This is a genomic window from Acrocarpospora pleiomorpha (assembly GCF_009687885.1).
GTDB lineage: Bacteria > Actinomycetota > Actinomycetes > Streptosporangiales > Streptosporangiaceae > Acrocarpospora > Acrocarpospora pleiomorpha.
The window spans coordinates 34,735-55,080 of record NZ_BLAF01000025.1 but is presented as its reverse complement, the minus strand read 5'-3'; the positions used below and the strand labels follow the sequence as shown (position 1 = coordinate 55,080).

General features: G+C 73.7%; 5 protein-coding genes. All 5 read right to left on the bottom strand.

Going from position 1 to position 20,346, the window contains the following annotated elements; all coding sequences use genetic code 11:
- Positions 1-90 precede the first annotated feature (90 nt).
- Genes Aple_RS22535 through Aple_RS22515 form a run of 5 tightly spaced genes read right to left on the bottom strand, consistent with a single transcriptional unit; the run spans position 91 to position 20,326 of the window.
- Positions 91-903: a siderophore-interacting protein gene (locus tag Aple_RS22535; RefSeq protein WP_155346653.1), complete on the bottom strand. Its 813-nt coding sequence runs from the start codon at positions 901-903 to the stop codon at positions 91-93.
- Between the two features lie 11 nt (positions 904-914).
- On the bottom strand, positions 915-1,880 hold the full coding sequence (locus tag Aple_RS22530) for an ABC transporter substrate-binding protein (RefSeq protein WP_155346652.1): 966 nt from the start codon (positions 1,878-1,880) through the stop codon (positions 915-917).
- The gene (locus tag Aple_RS22525) at positions 1,877-3,550 is read right to left on the bottom strand and encodes an ABC transporter ATP-binding protein (protein ID WP_155346651.1); all 1,674 of its coding nucleotides are present in this window, start codon (positions 3,548-3,550) and stop codon (positions 1,877-1,879) included. Before Aple_RS22525 ends, Aple_RS22530 begins: the two co-directional genes overlap by 4 nt.
- On the bottom strand, positions 3,543-5,114 hold the full coding sequence (locus tag Aple_RS22520) for an ABC transporter ATP-binding protein (protein WP_155346650.1): 1,572 nt from the start codon (positions 5,112-5,114) through the stop codon (positions 3,543-3,545). The genes Aple_RS22525 and Aple_RS22520 overlap by 8 nt, the downstream gene beginning before the upstream one ends.
- On the bottom strand, positions 5,111-20,326 hold the full coding sequence (locus Aple_RS22515) for a non-ribosomal peptide synthetase (RefSeq protein ID WP_218038469.1): 15,216 nt from the start codon (positions 20,324-20,326) through the stop codon (positions 5,111-5,113). The genes Aple_RS22520 and Aple_RS22515 overlap by 4 nt, the downstream gene beginning before the upstream one ends.
- Positions 20,327-20,346: the final 20 nt, after the last annotated feature.

The following is a 20,346-nucleotide window of genomic DNA, read 5'->3' as shown; positions in this document are numbered from 1 at the left end:
GCCCCGAGCAGCCGGCCCACCGCCACGATCGTGAGGAGCTGAACCCACATCCACAGGATCGTGTCGGCCTGGAGCGAGGGCAGGCCCAACTCAGTCCTCGTCGTCCTGCTCGTGGTGATCCAGGTTGACGATGCCGCGCTTCCAGTAGCCGTCGACGTCGACCCGGTCCTTCGGCAGCCCGAAGTCGCCCCGCAGATGGCGCCGGATCGGCACCAGCGTGCCGGCCTCCCCGGCCACCCAGGCGAAACCCTCGCCCGCCGGTCGGGTGACGCCCAGGAACGCCCGCACCAGCACGTCGCTCTCGCCCGCGGCCACGCCGTCGCGGTGCAGCCAGGTCAGGCTGACGTCGGCGGCACTCGGCAGGTCCTGCTCCTCGCGGGCGTCGGCCACTTCGGCGAAGGCGATCACCTTGGCCGTCGCGGGCAGCAGCTTCAGCCAGCGGGCGAGCGCGGGGATCGCGGTCTCGTCCGCGCCGAGCAGGTACCAGTCGAGGACCAGCGGGACCATGACGGAGCCGCGCGGGCCGAGCACGCCGACGCGGTCACCGGGTGTGGCCCGGCCCGCCCAGGTGGCGGCGGGGCCGTGACCGTGCAGGACCATGTCGACGTCGAGTTCGTTCTCGGCGGCGCGGTAGTCGCGGACGGTGTAGTCGCGCAGGATCGGCCGGGGCGAGCCCGGGGGCGGCGGCTCCAGGCCGTCGGGGCCGAGCGTGGGCATGACGGGAAGCGCCGCGCCGGGCTCGGGCAGGCACAGCTTGACGTGGTCGGCGGGGGCGGCCTCCTGGAAGCCTTCCAGGTCAGCGCCTGTCAGGGTGACCCGGACGGTGGTGGGGGTGATCCGCTGGACCCGGCTGACTTCGAGCAGGCGGGGCTTGAGCGGATATTCGACGATGGTGACGGACACGAGGGCACTCCCTAAGCGAGCTGGGCCAGGACGGCGTCGAGCTGGTCCAGCAGCTGGAGCACGCCCTTGTAGCTGTACTGGTAGCCGAACCTGACGGGGTAGACGTGGCCCTCCTTGACGGCGGGCAGCAGCTTCCACGACCCCTGGTCGAGCAGCTTCTGGGTGGCCGGGTCGGCGGTGCCGTCGGGCTGGGCGCCGTACAGCAGGACGGCGGTGTCCTGGAGCTGGGAGACCTGCTCGAACGACAGGCGCACGCCGCGGTTCTCGCGTTCACCGGTGGCGACCTTCGAGAAGGTCAGGCCGGCCTCCTCCATGAACAGGCCGGGCCACGACACGGGCGAGTTGGCCACGAAGCCTTCGGGGCCGCCCTCGACGTAGTCCCAGGTGGTCTCCGCGAGCACGGTGGCGTACCTCGATTTGATATCGGCGATCTTGGCCTGGTATTCGGAGATGCGGCCGGCCATGGCGTCCGACTCGCCGAGCGTTTCGGCGATCTTGGGGAGGACCTCACGCACCTCGGCGGGGTTGTCGGTGACGAACATCGCGGTGGGGGCGATGGCGCTCAGCTTGTCGTAGCCGAAGTCCTCGTCGCGGCGCTGGGTGCTGACGATGAGGTCGGGTTCGAGCTGGGCGAGCTGCTCGTAGTTGATGGAGGTCTCGTCGGCGCCCAGGACCGGGATGGCGGTGACCTTCGCCCACTCCTCCGGCGAGTAGTCGCCCTCCCACTCCTGGAGGACGGCGATGGGGGTGATGCCCAGCTCCAGCACGGCGGCCGTGCTGTTGAGCAGGGAGACCACCCGCTTGGGCTCGGCGGGCACCGTGACGGGACCATTGGCGGTCTCGACCACGCGCGTGGCCGGGTCGCCGGAGGCAGCGGCGGCGGGGGCGTTGGTGGCGGCCGGTTCCTCCGCCGCTCCCGAACCGCAGGCGGCGGTGGCGAAGATGAGGGCGCCGAGGATCAGCCCGGTGAGTTTCACTGGTTCTCTCCTGTTTCGATCTGGCCCGCCCGTAGACGTACGAGCCGAGGAAGAAGGTCGATGGTCGAGGGGCGGTGCGCGATGACGATGAGGGTGCGGCCCCGGCGCAGCGTGGCCAGGGCGGTCTCCAGACGTCGCGCGGTCGCCGGGTCGATGTCGGCGGTGGCCTCGTCCATGACGAGCACCGGCGGGTCGGCCAGCACGGCCCGGGCCAGCGCGATGATCTGCCGCTCCCCCGCCGACAGCGCGTCGGCCGGGGTGTCCAGGCCGGCGGGCAGCGTGTCCGGGAAGTCGGCGACGCCGAGATCGGCGAAGGCCGCGCGCATGCGTTCGCGGCCCGGTTCGCCGGGGCTCAGGGCGAGGTTGTCGGCGACGCTTCCGGTCACCATGGGCACCTCCTGCGGGATCAGCGCGATCCGGCGGCGCACCTCCTCCTCGGCGGCGTCGGCCAGGTCGGTGCCGCCGAAGGTGACCCGGCCGCCGTCGGGCCGATAGAGGCCGCCCAGCAGCTTCGCGAGCGTGGTCTTGCCGGAGCCGGTCTCGCCGACGAGCCCGGCGTGGGTGTCCTCGGAGAACCGGGCCGTGACCCCTCGGAGCACGGGCAGATCCGTCTCGTACGCGAACTCCACCCCCTCGGCCGCCAGTTCACCGCGGCTGGGCAGCGCGGACCCGCCGGAGCGGGAATCGGTGGCGGCGAGCAGGTCGAGCACCCGGGCCATTCCGGTACGGACGACCTGCAGATCCCCCGCCAACTGGAACAGGTCGTTGAAGGCCGAGAACAGGTTCCGGGCCGCCAGCACGAACACGACGGCGGTGCCGACGCTCAGGTCGCCCCGCCCGGCCAGCCACGCGCCGAGCCCGAGCAGCGCCGCCAGCGTGGCGCCCTCGGCGAGCGCGACGACGCTGACGCGGTTCTCCACCAGGACCGTGCGCCGCTGGGTACGCAGGGTCGCCGTGTTCTCGCGATCGAACCGGGCCAGCCAGGCGGGCAGCCCGCCGCTCGCGCGCAGTTCCTCGCGGGCGTCCAGCGTCTCGGCGAAGGTGCCCGCCATGGTGGCCTCGGCCTCGGCGCGCGCGCCGAACGCCGGACCGGCGCCCCGTGCGAACCAGCGCACGGCCAGCAGCGCGGGCGGCAGGAACACCACGAGCACGACCAGCGTCAGCGGCCACGAGTAGCCGACCAGCACGACGGTCGTCAGCCCCAGCGTCGCCACCACCCCGAGCAGGTTGGGGAGCGAGACCCGGACGGCCGTGGCGAACTCCGCGATCTCGCCGGTGGCCCGCTGGAGCAGCGAACCGTCCCGGTGGGCCTCCAGGAACCGCAGGGGCGCCCCGGCGAGCCGTTCGGCGACCCGTTCGCGCAGGCCGCGTACGACCTGCTCGCCCGCCTCGGCCAGCCCGGTCCCGGCCAGGGCGGCAAGGACGAACTGGGCGACCACGAGCAGCCCGAACAGCACGACGGCCCGCAGCAGGCCGTCGCGGTCACCGGCGGCCAGGGCGTCCACGCCGTAGCCGACGACCGGCGCGAAGGCGACCAGTGCGGCGTTCTCCGCGACGCTGAGCAGGCCCGCGACGATCAGGCGGCGCCGATGGGGCCGCAGATGGGGCCAGGCACGGCTGACGAGCCGTGCCTGGGACGGCTCGTCGGACAGCACGCGTACCTCACCCACTGGGCACCTCCACCGATCCCAGGTCGAGCACTCGGTCGGCCGCCTCGACGACGGCGGCGCGATGGGTGACGAAGACGACGGCGGTGCCGGGTGACCACCGCCGCACGCCGTCGAGCAGCCGCCGCTCGGTCGCGACGTCGAGTGCCGAGGTGACGTCGTCCAGGAGCAGCACGGCCGGCCGGCCGAGCAGGGCGCGGGCCACCGCGAGCCGCTGCACCTGACCACCGGACAGCGCGCCGCCGCGTTCGCCGACCTCGGTGTCGAGCGGCAGGTCGATGGCGGCGGCGGCGCAGGCCGCGCGCAGCTCGTCGTCGGTCAGGTCGCGGCCGAGCCGCAGGTTGTCGGCAATCGTGCCGGACACGAGGACGGGCCGCTGGGAGACCAGGACGATGCGGCGAGCCACCTCGCCGAGCGCGGCCTGACGCAGGTCGAGACCGCCGTAGGCGACCGTTCCCCCGTCCGGGTCGGCACGCCGGCCGAGCAGCCGCAGCAGCCGGGTCTTGCCCGAGCCGGTCGGCCCGGTGACCGCGACCAGCTCTCCCGGCGGGACCGTCAGCTCCGGCTCCTCTCCGCGGAAGGTCAGGTCCCCACGGACGGGCAGCGCGACCGGCTTCGCCGGATCGGCGACGGCGGGCCGCAGCGCCAGCACCTCGGCGATGCGCCGGGCGGCGACCGAGGCCTGCCCGCGTTCGGCGTAGCGTTCGACGCCGACCCCGACGGCCAGCGTCACCGTGGTCATCCAGGACGTGAAGGCCACCAGACCGCCGAGGGTGAGGTCGCCGGACAGCACGGCCAGACCACCGAACCCGAGCCCGGCGACCACGGCCAGCCGGGGCACGAGCGGCCCGGACGCCGCCCACGCGGCCGAGATCCGGGCGGCCCTGCGCGTGCGCAGCAGAACGGCCGCGCTGTGCGTGTGGTGCCGCCGGGTCAGCACGTCCAGCCCGCCGAGGCCGCGCAGCGGAACGGCCGACAGCAGGTCGGAGACGGCGTCGGCGCGGGCGCCGTGCGCTTCGGCCAGCGACTCCAGCGCCGGTTCGAACCGCCGGGGGAAGATCACGTTGACCGCGACGAGCAGCGGCAGCATCAGCAGGGTGATGACGAGCAGGACCGGTTCGAGCGTCGCCAGCACCGGGAGCACGACCACGAAAGTGGTCCCGATGACCGCCCACGTGGTCAACCCGTGCACCCAGGCCCGGACCTGGTCGACGTCGCGTCCGGCGCGCATGGCCAGGTCGCCCCGGCCACCGGAGTCGTCCAGGGTGGCGACGTGCCGCAGCAGCCGGGCGCGCAGGGCGACGCCGGTACGCGCGTCGGCCTCGTTGGCCCACCACTGCCAGCCGAGCAGGCCCACCCATTCCGCGACGCTGACGACGAGCACGGCCAGCGCCCAGCCCGCGGTGGCGGCGGCGTCGCCGCGGGTGATGCCGTCGTCGACGGCGCGCTGCACGCACCACGGAATGGCCAGCAGCGCGACCTGGCGGAAGACGGCCGAGGCCACGGCGGCGGCCAGGACCCGGCGCTGGGCCGAGAGGCAGCCGCGCAGCAGGGCGCGCCCGGTCATGAGGTCTCCTCGGTCCGGCGCAGGGCCGCGTCGACGATGGGGCCGATGACGGTCAGCGCCCGGGGCGTGAGCAGTTCGGCGTGAGTGAAGTCGACGTCGTGGTTGACGACTTCACCGGTGACGAGCGGCGTCCAGGCCAGGTGGTCGCCGGTCTCCACCCGGTCCTTGCGCGCGGTGACCACCATCAGGTCGCCGTCGTGGTGGCCGTAGGCGGCGTTGAGCAGCAGTTCCATGCAGGTGCGGTGGACGGTGGCGATGGCCCGGACGGTCGCCTCGTCGAAGTCGGCTAGCACGCCCCCGGACTCGCGCATGCCCTGGAGGAACTCCTCGGTCTCGGCCCGGCTGAGCTCGTCGAGCTCCTCGGGCGTGCGGGAGGGTCCCTCGTCGCCGTCCATGGGGAAGGTGTCCAGGACGCCGAGGAAGGCGACCTGTTCGCCGCGTTCCCGCAGGGCGGTGGCCATCGCGTAGGCGACCTGGCCGCCGAAGGACCAGCCGAACAGGTGGTAGGGCCCGTGCGGCTGGACGGCGGTGACGCGGTCGGCGTAGGCGCGGCCGAGGTCGCGCAGGTCGGCGGGGTGGAAGTCCTCGCCGGACAACTGCGGGGCCTGGAGCCCGTAGAGGGGACGCCGCGGGTCGAGGTGAGGCAGCAGACCGCCGTACAACCAGGCGAAACCGGCGGGCGGGTGGGCGCAGAACAGCGGCGGCAGGTCGCCCGAGGCGCGCAGCGGCAGCAGCGGCTCGAACCCGCCGGGCCGGCCTCCGGCCAGGTGGGCGGCGAGCGCGGCCGGGGTCGGGTTGGCGATGACCGCGGCCAGCCTGACCGGCACGCCGAGTTCGGCGCGGGCCCGGGAGGCCAGCCGCATGGCCAGCAGGGAGTGCCCGCCGAGCTCGAAGAACCCGTCATCGGGGCCCACCCTCGGCAGGCCGAGCACGTCGGCGAAGACCCGGCACAGCGCCGCTTCGCGTACGTCGCGCGGCTCGCGCGAGGAGACGGCGGCGAAGTCGGGTGCGGGCAGCGCCTTGCGGTCGAGCTTGCCGTTGACGTTCAGCGGCAGCGCCTCCATCCGCACGAACGCCGAGGGGATCATGTAGTGCGGCAACCGGGCCCGCAGCGCCTCCGCGAGATCCCCCGGGGCACGGTCGCCGACGACGTAGGCGACCAGGCGGGTCACCGCCCCCGGCTGTGCGATCACGGCGACCTGGGTGACGCCGGGTTCGGCGGTCAGGGCGGCCTCGATCTCGCCGAGCTCGACCCGGAAGCCGCGGATCTTCACCTGGTCGTCGGCGCGGCCGATGAAGTCGAGGTTGCCGTCGGCCCGCCACCGGACGACGTCGCCGGTCCGGTACATGCGCCGCCCGGCCTGGAAGGGGTCGGCGACGAAGCGTTCTGCGGTGAGCGCGGGCTGGTTCAGGTAGCCCCTGGCCAGGCCGATCCCCGAGACGTAGAGCTCTCCGGCGACGCCGACCGGGACGGGGCGGAGCCGGTCGTCCAGGACGTAGACGCGGGTGTTCCAGATCGGGCGGCCGACGATCGGTGTGACGCTGTCCTCGGTGCCGCCGCCGAGAGTGTTAATGGTGTACTCGGTCGGACCGTACAGGTTGTAGCCGAGGGTGCCGGGGGTCGTGCGGAGGGTGTCCCACAGTGCCGTTCCGACGGCCTCGCCGCCGAGCAGCACCAGCGGGGGCACGTGTCCGTCGAGCAGGCCGTGTTCGACGAGCTGACCCGCATACGAGGGAGTGACGTTGACGACGTCGATGAGGTGCTCGGCGCAGTACCCGGTGAGGGCCTCGGCGTCGCGCCGCATCTCCTCGTCGAGAACGTGCACCTCGTGGCCCTCGATCAGCCAGAGCAGCTCCTCCCACGACATGTCGAAGGAGAAGGACACGGTGTGCGCGATGCGCAGCCGTCGCCCGGCCGCCGCGACCACCGGCCCGAAGATCTCCGCCCGGTGGTTGAGCTGCATGTTCGTCAGGCCCGCGTACGGCACCACGACCCCCTTGGGGCGGCCGGTCGAGCCGGAGGTGTAGATCACGTACGCCGGATGGCCCAGCGGGAAGGTCCGGCCGAGGTTCCCGTCCGGGTAGCCGTCGAGGTCGCGCAGGTCGTCGGGGGTGAGGACGCACAGGGCGTCGGCGTCGGCGAGCATCCGCCCGACGCGGTCGGGCGGGTTGCCGAGGTCCAGCGGCAGATAGGCGGCGCCGGTCTTGAGCACGGCGAACAACGCGGCGACCATGTCGGCCGAGCGGGGCAGCGCCAGTCCGACGACCTGCTCGGGCCCGGCGCCCTTGGCGGCGAGCAGGTGGGCGATGCGGTTGGCGCGGGCGTTGAGCTGGGCGTAGGTGTGCCGTTCCGTGCCGAAGACCAGGGCCGGGGCGTCGGGGTCGGCGGCGGCGCGCTCCTCCAGCATCCCGGCGACCGTGACGTCGGGCAGCGGGTGGGCGGTGTCGTTCCACTCCTCCAGCACCCGGCGGCGCTCGCCGGGGCCGAGCGGGTCGAGCCGCCCGACGACGGCCGAGGGGTCGGCGGCGATCTGTTCGAGCAGGCGCACGAACCGGGCCAGCATGGCCTCGGCCAGCGGCCGGTCGAACACATCGGGCCGGTAGGCCAGCGACACCTTCAGTTCCTCGTCGGGGGTGACGACGAGGGTCAGCGGATAGTGGGTGCCATCGACCGAGTCCATCTCGGTGATGCCGAAGGCGGCGGTGATCCTGGCCCGCTCCTCCTCGTCGCCGCCGAAGTTGCGCAGGACGTACAGGGAATCGAAGAGGTTGCCCAGCCCGGCGGCCCGCTGGATCTCGCCCAGGCCGAGGTGGTCGTGGGCGAGGACGGCCGACCGTTCCCGCTGGAGGCGGGTGAACAGGGCGAGCAGCGTCTCCTCGGGGTCGATGCGGACCCGTACCGGGACGGTGTTGAGGAACAGGCCGATGGTCGACTCGACGCCGGGCACCTCGGCGGGACGGCCGGAGACGGTGCTGCCGAAGACGACGTCGGAGCGGCCGGTCGCCCCGGCCAGGACCATGCCCCACGCGGCGGTGAGCAGCGTGTTCAACGTGAGGCGGTGCCGCCGTGCCTGGGCCAGCAATCCGGGGCCGAGGTCGGCGGGCGGCTCAGCGAGCACGGCGTGCGGGATGACCGGCGTCAGGGCGGCGCCGGGAGCCAGCAGGGTCGGCTCCTCCAGCCCGGCCAGCGCCCCCTTCCACGCGGCGAAGGCCGCCTGCCCGTCCCGGCGGGAGAGCCAGGACAGGTAGTCGCGGTAGGGGGTGACGGGGCCGGGGTCCCGACCGTCGTAGAGCTCGAACAGCTCGCGCAGGAACAGACCCTCCGACCAGCCGTCCCACAGGATGTGGTGGTGGATCATCACCAGCAGGTGGTGGTCGGGTCCGAGCGTGATCAGGGTGAACCGCACCAGCGGCGGCCTGTCGAGGTCGAAGCGCAAGGCCCGGTCATCGGCGAGGATGTGCGCGACCCGGGCGCGCTGGGCGGGGTCGCGGAGGAACCCGAGGTCGACCTCGACCTCTTCCGAGGGTTCGGGTTCGGCGCCCACCAGGCCGGTAAGGTCGATCACCGTCAGCGGCAGGTCACCGCTCTCCGGCAGGAACTGGACGGCGCGATCGAGCCCTTCGTAACGGAACCCGGCCCGCAGGTTGGGGTGGCGGTCAGCCAGCTTCCGCCACGCGTCCCCGAGCTTGGAGGGGTCGACCGGGCGGCGCAGTTCCAGGTGGTTCTGCACGGTGTAGACGTCGAGCGCGCTCTCGTCGGCGGCGGCGTGGAACAGCAGGCCCTCCTGCAGGGGGGCCAGCGGCAGCACGTCGGCGGTGTCTTCGGGCAGCGTGTCGATCTGATCCTGGGTGAGCATGACGAGGGGCAGGTCGGCGGGGGTCAATGCGCGTGCCCCCGCGATGTCGGTAAGAGCGGAGACCCACCGCGCGGCCAGCTCCCCGACGTTCAGCACCGGCGAGGCCCAGGTGACCCGCAGCACGGTCCCGCCCGGTCCGTCGTGGGTGACGGCGTCCACTTCCAGCGTGTACGGGGACGGCACCACCTCGTCCGGGAGAGGCTCGGCCGCCACGCTCCAGAGCTCGTCCCCGCCCACGCCGACCCGGCCGAGGTAGTTGAACAGAACCGCCGGCCGTGCGGCCGAGGCGAGCAGGGCGGAGGTCTGCGGGTTGAGGTGGCGCAGCAGCCCATAGCCGACCCCGCCGGCGGGAACCGCCGCCAGTTGCGCCCTGACCCGCTTCAGCGCGCCGTCCCCGTCACCGGGATCGAGGCGCACCGGATACACCGAGGTCAGCCACCCCGCCGTGCGGGACAGGTCCAGGTCGGGATGGTCACGGCCGTGGCCCTCCAGGTCGATCAGCACCGGCTCGGCGCGGCCGTCCCGCAGAGCGAGCGCCAGCGCGGTGAGCAGCGGCCCATTCATTCCGCCCCGGGTGGCGAGCAGCGCCCGGGTCAGCTCAGGGCTCAGTTCGGTCTCGTGTACGACCGGCGCACCGCCCGGACCGCCGAGTTCAAGCGTGCCTGGAGCGGTGGCGGCCAGCCAGTGGTCGAGCTCGGCCAGCCGGTCGGGCGTCTGAGCCTCGTCGGTGAGCGCGCGTGACCAGGCGCGCAGCGACACCGGAACCGGATCGAGGACGCGGCCCTCCAGCGCCGCCACCAGGTCGGGCACCAGGACCCGCCAGGTCACGCCATCGACCGCGAGATGGTGGAGGACGACCAGCAGCCGTCCCGGAGCCGTACCGAGGTCGAACCACACGACCTCCGCGAGCCGTCCCGCCGCCGGATCGAGCCGTCCCACGGCCTCCCGATATTCGTCGGCCAGGCTCTCCAGCCCATTGACCGTCCGCACGGAGACCGCCGCGTCGGCAGCGACCTCGGCCCACCAGATGAGCGGGTGCGGCCGGTTCAGCCGGATGCGCAGCGCGTCGTGGAGGCGTGCCAGGGCCGTGAACGCGGCGGCGATCCGGTCGGCGCCGAGACCGGCGGGCACCCGGAGCAGCCGGGCCTGGTGCACCGTCTCCACCGGAGTGCCCAGGTCGCGCAGCCAGTGCATGACCGGCAGCAGGGGCAGCGGACCGGCCGGGTCCTCTCCCGCGCGGGAGGACCCGGCCGGTACGTCGGCGGTCCGGGCGACGGAGGCGAGCCCGGTCACCGTGGGGTGCTCGAACACGTCCTTGGCGGTGATGGTCAGTCCGGCGGCGCGGGCCTTGGCGACCAGGGTGATCGACAGGATGCTGTCGCCGCCCAGGCCGAAGAAGTCGTCTTCGTCCCCGACCTCGTCCAGACCCAGGACCTCGGCGAACGCGGCGGCCAGGGCCGCCGCTCCGGGATCGCCGCCCGGCCTGGGCTTCGTCTTCCGCGGTAGGGGCGCGGGCAGGGCTGAACGGTCGAGCTTGCCGTTGACGGAAAGCGGCAGCGTGTCGACGGGGACGATCACCGAGGGGACCAGCTGCGCCGGGAGGGTCTCCGCCAGTCGTTCCCGCAGGCCGATGGCCGGAGCGGAGGAGACGACGTAGCCGATCAGGCGGCCGTCGACGGCCGCCGCGGCGGCCTGGCTGACGCCGGGCAGGGCGCGCAGGGCGGTCTCGACCTCGCCGAGCTCGATGCGGTGGCCGCGGATCTTCACCTGGTCGTCGGTACGGCCCAGGTATTCCACCGAGCCGTCGTGCCGCCATCGGACCAGGTCGCCGGTCCGGTACATACGCTCGCCGTCTCCGGTGGGGTCGGCGACGAACCGTTCGGCGGTGCGGCCGGGGCGGTTGAGGTAGCCCCGGGCGAGTTGCACTCCGGCCAGGTAGAGCTCACCGGGCACGCCGATCGGTACCGGTCGCAGTGCGGCGTCGAGCACGTGCAGGCGGGTGTTCCACACCGGCCGTCCGATGGGCACGGTGACGGTGCCCGGATCACCGGTGTACTCCTGATAGGTGACGTCGACGGCCGCCTCGGTCGGGCCGTAGAGGTTGTGCAGAGGCACGTCGAGGAGACGGCGGAAGCCGGCCGCCAGGTCGGTGGGCAGGGCCTCTCCGGAGCAGATGACGCGGCGCAGGCTCACGCAGCGCGGCACGTCCGGGTCGGTGAGGAAGGCCCGCAGCATGGACGGCACGAAGTGCGCCGTCGTGATGCCGTGGGCCTGGATGACGCCGGTCAGGTAGGCCGGGTCGCGGTGCCCGCCCGGCTGGGCCAGCACCACGGCGGCGCCCTCGCAGAGCGCCCAGAAGAACTCCCACACCGAGACGTCGAACCCGGCCGGGGTTTTCTGGAGCACCCGATCCTCGGGGGTGAGACCGTATTCGGCCTGCATCCAGGCCAGCCGGTTGACGATCGCCCGGTGCTCCACGGCGACACCCTTGGGGCGGCCGGTCGAGCCGGAGGTGTAGATCACGTACGCCGGGTGGCCGGGCGCCGAGGCGTCGGGGAACGGCTCCGTGTGGTCCGACGCCATGGCGGCGCGCACGTCGTCGGCGGTGAGGGTGATGACCGGGCGGGCGTCCTCCAGCATCAGCCGGCGGCGGGCCTGCGGGTAGTCGGGGTCGACCGGCAGGTAGGCGGCGCCGGTCTTGAGCACGGCGAGCAGGGCGACCATCAGTTCGGCCGAACGCGGGATCGACACCGCGACGACGGTCTCCGGTCCGGCCGCCGTCAGGCTCCAGGCGAGGCGGTCGGCATACCGGTCGAGTTCTTCGTACGTCAGCTCAGCGCCCCCGTCGGCCGCGACCGCCAGCGCGTCGGGGTGCAGGTGGGCGCGGGCGGTGATGATCCGGCTGAGCGTGCCGGGCGGGACGTCGGCGGTCGTGTCCGGGCCGATGAGCTCCCGCTCGCGGGGAGCCAGCACGTCGACCACGCCGACCGGGAGGCCGGGGTCGCCGGTGACCTGGCGAAGCAGGTGGACCAGCCGGTCGGCCAGCAGCGCGGCGGTGTCCTCGTCGAACAGGTCGAGGGCGTGGATGACCGACAGGTGGATGGCGTGGCCGTCGTCGACGGCGGTGAAGGCCAGGTCGAAGCGGGCGTATACGCTGGTGTCGGGCTCCAGCACACCCAGCGGGCCGGGCCTGGCGGCGTGGTGGTACTGGGTCAGGACCTGAAACAGCGGGTGCCGCGACAGCGACCGTTCGGGCGCGGCGATGTCGACCAGCCGCTCGAACGGCAGGTCCTGATGGGTGAGCGCGGCCAGTTCGGTCTCGCGCACCCGCTCCAGCAGAGTGACGAAGGCGGGGTCGCCGGACAGGTCGGCGCGCAGCACGAGGGTGTTGACGAAGAACCCCATCACGTCGTCGAGCGCGTCGTCGGCACGTCCGGCGACCGGCACGCCGAGAGGGATGTCGGCGCCGCCGCCGAGCCTGCCGAGCAGCAGCGCGACCGCCGCCTGGAGCACCATGAACGGGGTGGTGCCGCTGCGCCGGGCCAGCGCGGCGATGCCGTCGTGCACGTCACCGGGCAGTTCGACCCGCACCGTCCCGCCCCGGTAGGACGGCACGCGGGGACGCGGCCGGTCGTAGGGCAGGACGAGCTCGGCCGGGATGCCGTCCAGGGCGGTGCGCCAGTGCTCCTCGGCCGCCTCGGTGGAGGACGCGGCCTGCCAGAGCGTGTAGTCGGCGTACTGGACCGGCAGGGGCGACCAGCGCGGCGCGCGGCCCTGGAGCCGGGCGTCGTAGGCGGTGGCCAGGTCGCGCAGGAAGACGCCCTCCGACCACTGGTCGGAGGCGATGTGGTGGAAGACCCCCGACAGCACGAAGCCGCCGTCGCCGAGCGTGAACAGCGTGCCGCGCACCGGCGGGTCGCCCGTGAGGTCGAAGGCGTGCGCTTCGGCCGCGGCCAGGTCGCCGGCCAGCCGTCCGCGGGTGGTCGGGACGACCGCCGGCGGCGGCTGCTCGGCCCGGACCTCCTGGTACGGCGTCCCGCCCGCGTCCGGGTAGAAGGTCCGCAGGATCTCGTGCCGGCCGAGCACGTCCGACCACGCGGCGCGCAGCGCGGCCGGGTCGGTGCCGTCGTCCAGGTGCAGCCGGAACGGGACGTTGTAGACGGGGCTCGGCCCCTCCAGGTGGTGCAGGAACCACAACCGGCGCTGCGCCGCCGACAGCGGCACCCGCTCCGGTCGCGGCAGCGCCGCGACCGGCGACCGCCCGGCCGCGGACAGGCGCGGCATCAACCGGGCGACCGTACGGGCCTCGAACAGGTCGCGCACGCTCACACCCGCCCCCAGCAGCCGCCGGACGCGGTTGATCGCCCGAGCGGCCAGCAGCGAGTGGCCCCCGAGGGCGAAGAAGTCGTCCTCCGCCCCGACCGAGGCCACCCCGAGCAACTCGGCGAGCACCCCCCGGACGATCTCCTCACGTTCGTCTCTGGCGGCCCGCCCACCGGAGGCCGGCCGCGGGTCGGGCAGCGCGGCGCGGTCGAGTTTGCCGTGCACGTTCATCGGCAGCTCATCCAGCTCGACCACCACCGGCACCATGTACGCCGGCAGTCTCAGCTCCCTCGGATCCACCGGCCCGCCGGTGACGACATAGGCGACCAGCCGGTCCTCACGCACGATCACGGCGGCCCTGGTGACGTGCGGCAGCGCGGTCAGCGCCGCCTCGATCTCGCCCAACTCGACACGGTGCCCGCGTACCTTCACCTGGTCGTCGGTCCGGCCGAGGAACTCCAGCGACCCGTCGTCCCGGAACCGGGCCAGGTCGCCGCTGCGGTACATCCGGGAGCCGTCGCCCCGGAACGGGTCGGCCACGAACCGCTCCGCGGTCAGCCCCGGGCGGTTCAGATATCCCCGGGCCACCCCGGTACCCGCGATGTACAGCTCGCCCACGGTGCCCGGCGGCACCGGCCGCAAGCGGCGGTCCAGTACGTGAATCCGGGTGTTGGCGATCGGGCGGCCGATGACCGGTGTCTCGCTGTCGGCCAGGGACGCGCCGAGGGTGTCGACGGTGTCCTCGGTGGGGCCGTAGTAGTTGTGCGCGATGACGCCGGGCGTCTCCCGCAGCCGCCGCCACAGCGGCTCCGGTACGGCCTCGCCGCCCAGCAGCACCAGAACGGGCACGTGCGGCCCATCGAGCAGGCCGCAGTCGACGAGTTGCTCGGCGAAGGTCGGGGTGACGTCGATGGTGTCCAAGTGGTGTTCGCGGATCGCGGCGACGACGGCTTCGGCGTCGCGGCGCGCCTCCTCATCCAGGATGTGCAGCTCGTGGCCGCACAGCAGCCAGAGCAACTGCTCCCAGGAGGAGTCGAAGGAGAAGGAGGCGGTGTGGGCGGCCCGCAGCCGCCGCCCGCCGGCCGCCGCGACCGCGTCGGCGAAGACGGTGTCGCGGTGGTCGCGGTAGAGGTTCATCAGGCCCTCGTGGGCGAGCTGCACACCCTTGGGCCTGCCGGTGGACCCGGAGGTGTAGATGACGACGGCCTGGTGGCGCGGGTCCCTCTCCACGGCCGGGTCGTGGCCGGGTGCGTCGTCCACCGGCGGCAGTTCGGTGAGGTCGAGGACCGGCCGGGCGTCGGCCAGCATCAGGTGCCGCCGTTCGGCCGGATAGTCCAGGTCGATCGGCAGATAGGCGGCGCCGGTCTTGAGCACGGCCAGCACGGCGACCACCAGATCGGCCGAGCGCGGCAGCGCCAGCGCCACCGTGGTCTCGGGCGCCGCGCCCTGAGCGATCAGCGCGTGGGCGATCCGATTGGCGCGCAGGTTCAGCTCGGCGAAGGTCAGCGTCCGGGTGCCGTCGGTCACCGCGACGGTGTGGGGGGTGGCGGCGGCCCGCTCCTCGAAGAGGTCCACGACGGTGCCCGCGGGCACGGGGGCGTCGGTGGCGATCCAGTCGCCGAGCACCCGGCCGCGTTCGTCGGCCGTGAGCACGTCGATCTCGCCGTACGGCACCTCCCGGGCGAGCTGCGCGAGGACCTGGGCGAACCGCCCGGCCAGCGCCTCGGCCTGCGCGTCGGTGAACACGTCGGGCCGATACTCCAGGACGAACCTCGGCCCCTGGCCGTCGTCCCCGAGCACGGGGTTGCCGGCGGGCAGCACGAGCAGGGCCAGCGGATAGTGGGTGTAACCGCGGTTGCCCGCACCCGTGACGGTCAGGTCACCGGAGACGCCGGGGCCGGTCGGGTAGTTCTCGAACACCAGCAGCGTGTCGAACAGCGGCCCGATCCCGGCCAGGCTCTGGATGTCGGCCAGGCCCGCGTACTGATGGTCGAACAGCCGCGCCTGCTCGGTCTGGAGCCGGGCCAGGGTGGCGGTCAGCGACTCGACGGGATCCAGCCTCACCCGGACCGGGACGGTGTTGGCGAACAGGCCGACCATGGCATCGACACCGTCGATCTCGGCCGGGCGTCCTGCGGTGGTCGCGCCGAACACCACGTCGTCGCGGCCGGTGAGCAGGCCGAGCAGGATCGCCCAAGCGGCCTGGGTGACGGTGTTGACGGTCAGCCCGTGCCTGCGGGCCAGGTCGGCGAGCGCCTGACCGACGCCGGGTCCGGCCGGCACGGAGAGCTCTCGGGGCGGTACCGGCGTCCGCGCCGGCTCGGCGCCGCCGACCAGCGTCGGCTCCTCGACCCCGGCCAGCGCCGCACTCCAGGCGCCGGCGTCGGCGCCGCCGTCTCGCCGGGCCAGCCAGGCCAGATAGTCACGGTAGGGCGGCGCCGGGTCGGCCACCCCCGACACCAGCTCACGCACGATCAGGGGGGTGGACCAGCCGTCGGCCACCAGGTGGTGGCTGGTCAGCAGCAGCCGGTGGCGTCCGGGCGCCAGCCGCACCAGGACGCAGCGCAGCAGCGGCGGCGCGGTCACGTCGAAGCGGCGGGTCAGCTCCTCGCGTTCGAGGTCGGCCAGCCGTCCCGGGTCGCCGGTCAGGTCGACCTCACGCCACGGCAGCGCGACCTCGGCGGGCACGACCTGCACCGGCCGGTCGAACCCCTCGGTGAGGAAGGCGGCGCGCAGCGCGTCGTGCCGGGCCAGCAGGCGCTCCATGCGCTCGCTCAGCCCGTCGACCGGCCCTTCGAGGTCGAGGTACGTCATGGAGGTGTAGACGTCGAGGTCGTCGAACCCGGCGTGGAAGAGCAGCCCCTCCTGAAGGGGTGACAGCGGCAGCACCTCGGCGGTCCCGGCGGGCAGCCGGTCGATCTCGTCCGGGGTGAGCGCGACGAGCGGCAGGTCGGAGGGCACCAGGGCCTCCTCCACGCTCGCGATCGAGGAGAGCGCCTGCTCCCAGCGGGCGGTCAGGTCATCGAGGTCGAGCGCTCCCGGGGTGAACCAGTGCACCTCCAAGGACGGCCCCTCATGGAGGAAGGCGTTGACCTCCAGCAGATAGGTCGCGGGCAGCGACGGGTCGTCGGACGGGGTGAACGACTCCCCGGCGGCGAACCGGCCGAGGTAGTTGAACAGCACCCGCGGCCGGGGCAGGCCGGCGAAGTGTCCCCGCAGGTGCCGCAGCACGCCATAGCCGACACCACCCCCGGGCACGTCCCGGACGGCGTTCTTGGTCCGCCGCACGGTCGCGGCCGGGGTGGCGGCGCGGCCGACCCTGACGGGGTATTCGACCGTGAACCAGCCGACCGTACGGGACAGGTCGAGGTCGTCGTGCAGGTCACGGCCGTGCCCCTCGACCTGGACCACCAGGTCGTCGCTCTCCAGCGCGAGGGCGAGCGCGGCCAGCAGCAGTTCATCCGGCCGGGTGCGGGTACGCGTGGCCGCCGCCAGCAGCACGGCGGTCTTCTCGGCGGACAGCGTCGAGACCGCGGTGACGCCGGTACCGATGGTGCCGGCGGGCTCACGCGTGCCGCGCGCCCCGCCCAGCACCGACTCCCAGTAGGGCAGTTCCGCCTCGGCGTCCAGGTCGGCGAGCGTCTCGGCCCAGCGGCGCACCGACGTGCCCACCGGCTGAAGGGGTTCCCCGGCGAGGGCGGCCCGCAGGTCGGGCAGCAGCACCCGCCACGAGACGCCGTCGACCACCAGGTGGTGGACGGTCAGGGTGAGCCGCCCAGGTGCCCAGGTGAACGTGGTCATGCGCCCGGCGGCGGGATCGACGTCCCGGCCGTGGACGTCCTCGGCGCGCAGCGTGCCGGGCGGTGGGATCTCCAGCGTCCAGCCAGGGGTGAGGCGGGCGCGCAGGGCGTCGTGGTGGTCGAGCAGCGTCTGCACCGCGTTCAGCGCCTGCTCGAAGCCGCAGTCGGTGTCGATCCCGGCCGTATGGGTGAAGGCGAGCGGGACCCGGTCCGCGGCGAGATCGCGCAGCCAGGCGGCCGACGGGGCGAGCGGCACCACGCCGGTGCCGTCGTCGGGCGTCACGTCGGGGAGTTCGGCGGTGCGGGCCACGGCGGCCAGCCCGGCGACGGTCTTGAGCTCGAAGACCTGGCGCGGCGTGACGGTGACGCCCGCCTTGCGGGCCCGGCCGCACAGCTGGATCGAGGTGATGCTGTCACCGCCGAGCTCGAAGAAGTTGTCGTCGATGCCGACCTGGGGCAGCCCGAGCACTTCGGCGAACACGCCGCACAGGGTCGCCTCGACGGGACCGCGCGGGCCCCGGCCGGTAGTGGTGAACACGGGCGCGGGCAGGGCCCGCCGGTCCAGCTTGCCGTGCTCGGTCATCGGCAGTTCGGGCACCGCCACCACGGCGGCGGGCACCATGTAGCCGGGCAGCTTCGTGGCCAGCACGGCGCGGGCCCGGGCGGGGTCCACCCCGGTCCCGGCGACGTAGCCGACCAGGAGGCCCTCCCGCAGGATGGCCGCCGCATGGTTGACGCCCGGCAGGTCGGCCAGCGCGGCCTCGACCTCGCCGAGCTCGACCCGGTGGCCGCGGATCTTGACCTGCTCGTCGACCCGGCCGAGGAACTCCAGCCGTCCGTCCGGCCGCCAGCGGGCCCGGTCGCCGGTGCGGTACATGCGGGTGCCGTCGACGGCGAACGGGTCGGCGACGAAACGTCCGGAGGTCAGGCCGGGGCGGTGGAGATAGCCGCGGGCCAGGCCGCCGCCCGCGACGTACAGCTCACCGGCGACGCCGGGCGGCACGGGGGCCAGCCGGTCGTCCAGCACGTACGCGCTGCCGCCGGTCACCGGGCGGCCGACGATCGGGGTGTCGCTCTCGTCGAGCCAGGCCCACAGGGCGTCGACGGTGAACTCGGTCGGGCCGTAGAGGTTGTGGGCGGGCACGCCCAGGGCGCGCAGCCGCCGCCACAACACCTCGGGCACCGCCTCACCGCCGAGCAGCACCAGGGCGAGCCCGCCGAGCACGCCCGCCTCGGCCAGTTGCAGGCAGAAGGTGGGCGACACGTCGATGACGTCGACGCCGGTGAACGCGGCGGGGTCGCGCCGTTCGTGCTCGTCGAACACGACCAGCTCGTGGCCGGAGACCATCCACAGGAACGGGCCCCAGGCCGAGTCGAAGGAGAAGGCGTAGGAGTGCGCCACCCTCCGTCGCGGTCCTTCGTGCAGGACGTGCCGGTGGTGCCGCCACAGGTTCGTCAGGGTGCCGTGGGTGACGGCCACCGCCTTGGGCCGACCGGTCGAGCCAGAGGTATAGAGCACGTAGGCCAGCGATCCTGGCGCGATGGTGAGATCGGGGGCGGCAGCCGTACCGGAACGGGCTTCTGCGAGGAGCTCGGATGTCACCGTACCGACCGGACCGGCGTCGGCCAGCAGGAACGCCCGCCGCTCGGCGGGCAGGTCGGCGGCCGTCACGAGCTGGGCCGCGCCCGACTTCAGCACGCCGAGCTGGGCGACGATCATGCCGATGCCGCGCGGCAGGTCGAGCGCGACCACCCGCTCGGGCGCCGCGCCCCGGGCGGCCAGCAGCCCGGCCAGCCGGTCGGACCACCGGTCCAGCTCGGCGAAGGTCAGCGCGCTCTCGCGGTCGCGCACGGCGATCGCGTCGGGCGTCAGCCCGGCCTGGGCGCGGAACGCCGCCGCGATCGTGGCCGCCCCGGTGATCTCCGCGGGCCCGCCGCGGTTCCACTCGTGCAGTACCAGGCGGAGCTCGTCGCGGGTGATCAGGGGCGCCGCCGCGATGGGGGCCTCCGGCGCGGCGGCGAGCGCGGCGGCGAAGTCGCGGAAGCGGCGCAGGTGCGCGTCGAGCGACTCGGGGGTGTAGGTCCCGGCGTTGCCGTCCAGTTCCAGCACGAGCGTGTCGTCGGGGGACTTGTAGAAGCTGAACTCCAGGTCGTCGACCGGCCCGGCGGCGAGGTTGCGGGCCACGCCGTCGACCCCGGCGAACGACAGGGCGTAGTCGAAGGCCTTCACGTTCACCGACGGGCCGTGCAGCAGCCGGCCGGAGCCGACGATGTCCAGGTCGCGCTGGAGGTCCTCGCTGCGGTAATGCTGGTGGCGGCGGGTCTCGGCGATCTCGGCGGCGGCGCTCCTGGTCAGGCCCGCGAGGGTCTGCGCCGGGCCGACGGGGAGCCGCACCGGCAGCACGTTGACCGCCATGCCCGGCACTCGCGTCGCCGCCGCGCCGAGCCGTCCGGCGAACGGCATGCCGATGACGACGTCGGTGAGCCCGGTCATCCGGCGGACGTACGCGGCGGTCACCGCGGCCGTCACGTCGGCCCAGGTGGCCCGGTTCTCCTTGGCGACCCGCAGGAGGGCATCCGCCGGGAGCTCGCCCCTGACGCGATGGAAGCCGTGGGTTCGCGTACCCGGGGTGATGCGCTGGATCTCGGGCTCGTCGCCGTAGCGGGCCAGCCACCAGTCGCGGTCGGCCGCCCGCTTCTCCGAGGCGCGGTACTCCTCGTCCTGGCCGACCATCACCGACAGCCGCCCGAAGGGGGTCTCGCCCGGCTCCCGCCCGGTGGCCAGCGCGGTGTAGATCTCGGCCACCCGGCGGGCGATCAGGGAGAAGCTGTAACCGTCCACCACGATGTGGTGGAACCGGGCGAACCACAGGTGGTGGTCCTCGCCGACGACGTACAGGACGTTCGAGAACAGCGGCCCGTCGAGAATGTCGACGGGCGTGGCGAGGTCGGCGCGCATGGCCCGCAGCGCCTCGTCCCGGGTCGTGCGCACCACCGGCAGTGCCCACTCGGCCGGTTCGCCCGGCACCTGCCACGGCCCGTCGGGGCCGTCGACGAAGCGGACGTGCAGCGCCTCGGCCTCCCTCACCCCCTGGTGGACCGCCTTGTCGAACAGGCCGAGGTCGATGGCGCCACGGAGCTCGACGTACTGGCTGACGTTGAAGCCGGGGTCGGCCGGGTCGAGCTGCTGGGCGTACCAGACTCCGAGTTGGGCGCCGGTCAGGGGGAACACGTGCGACGGCAAGGGAGGCC

Bases quoted from the DNA above. Each gene is read 5' to 3' on its own strand.
- Aple_RS22520 (WP_155346650.1), bottom strand. From the start codon at position 5,114: ATGACCGGGCGCGCCCTGCTGCGCGGCTGCCTCTCGGCCCAGCGCCGG.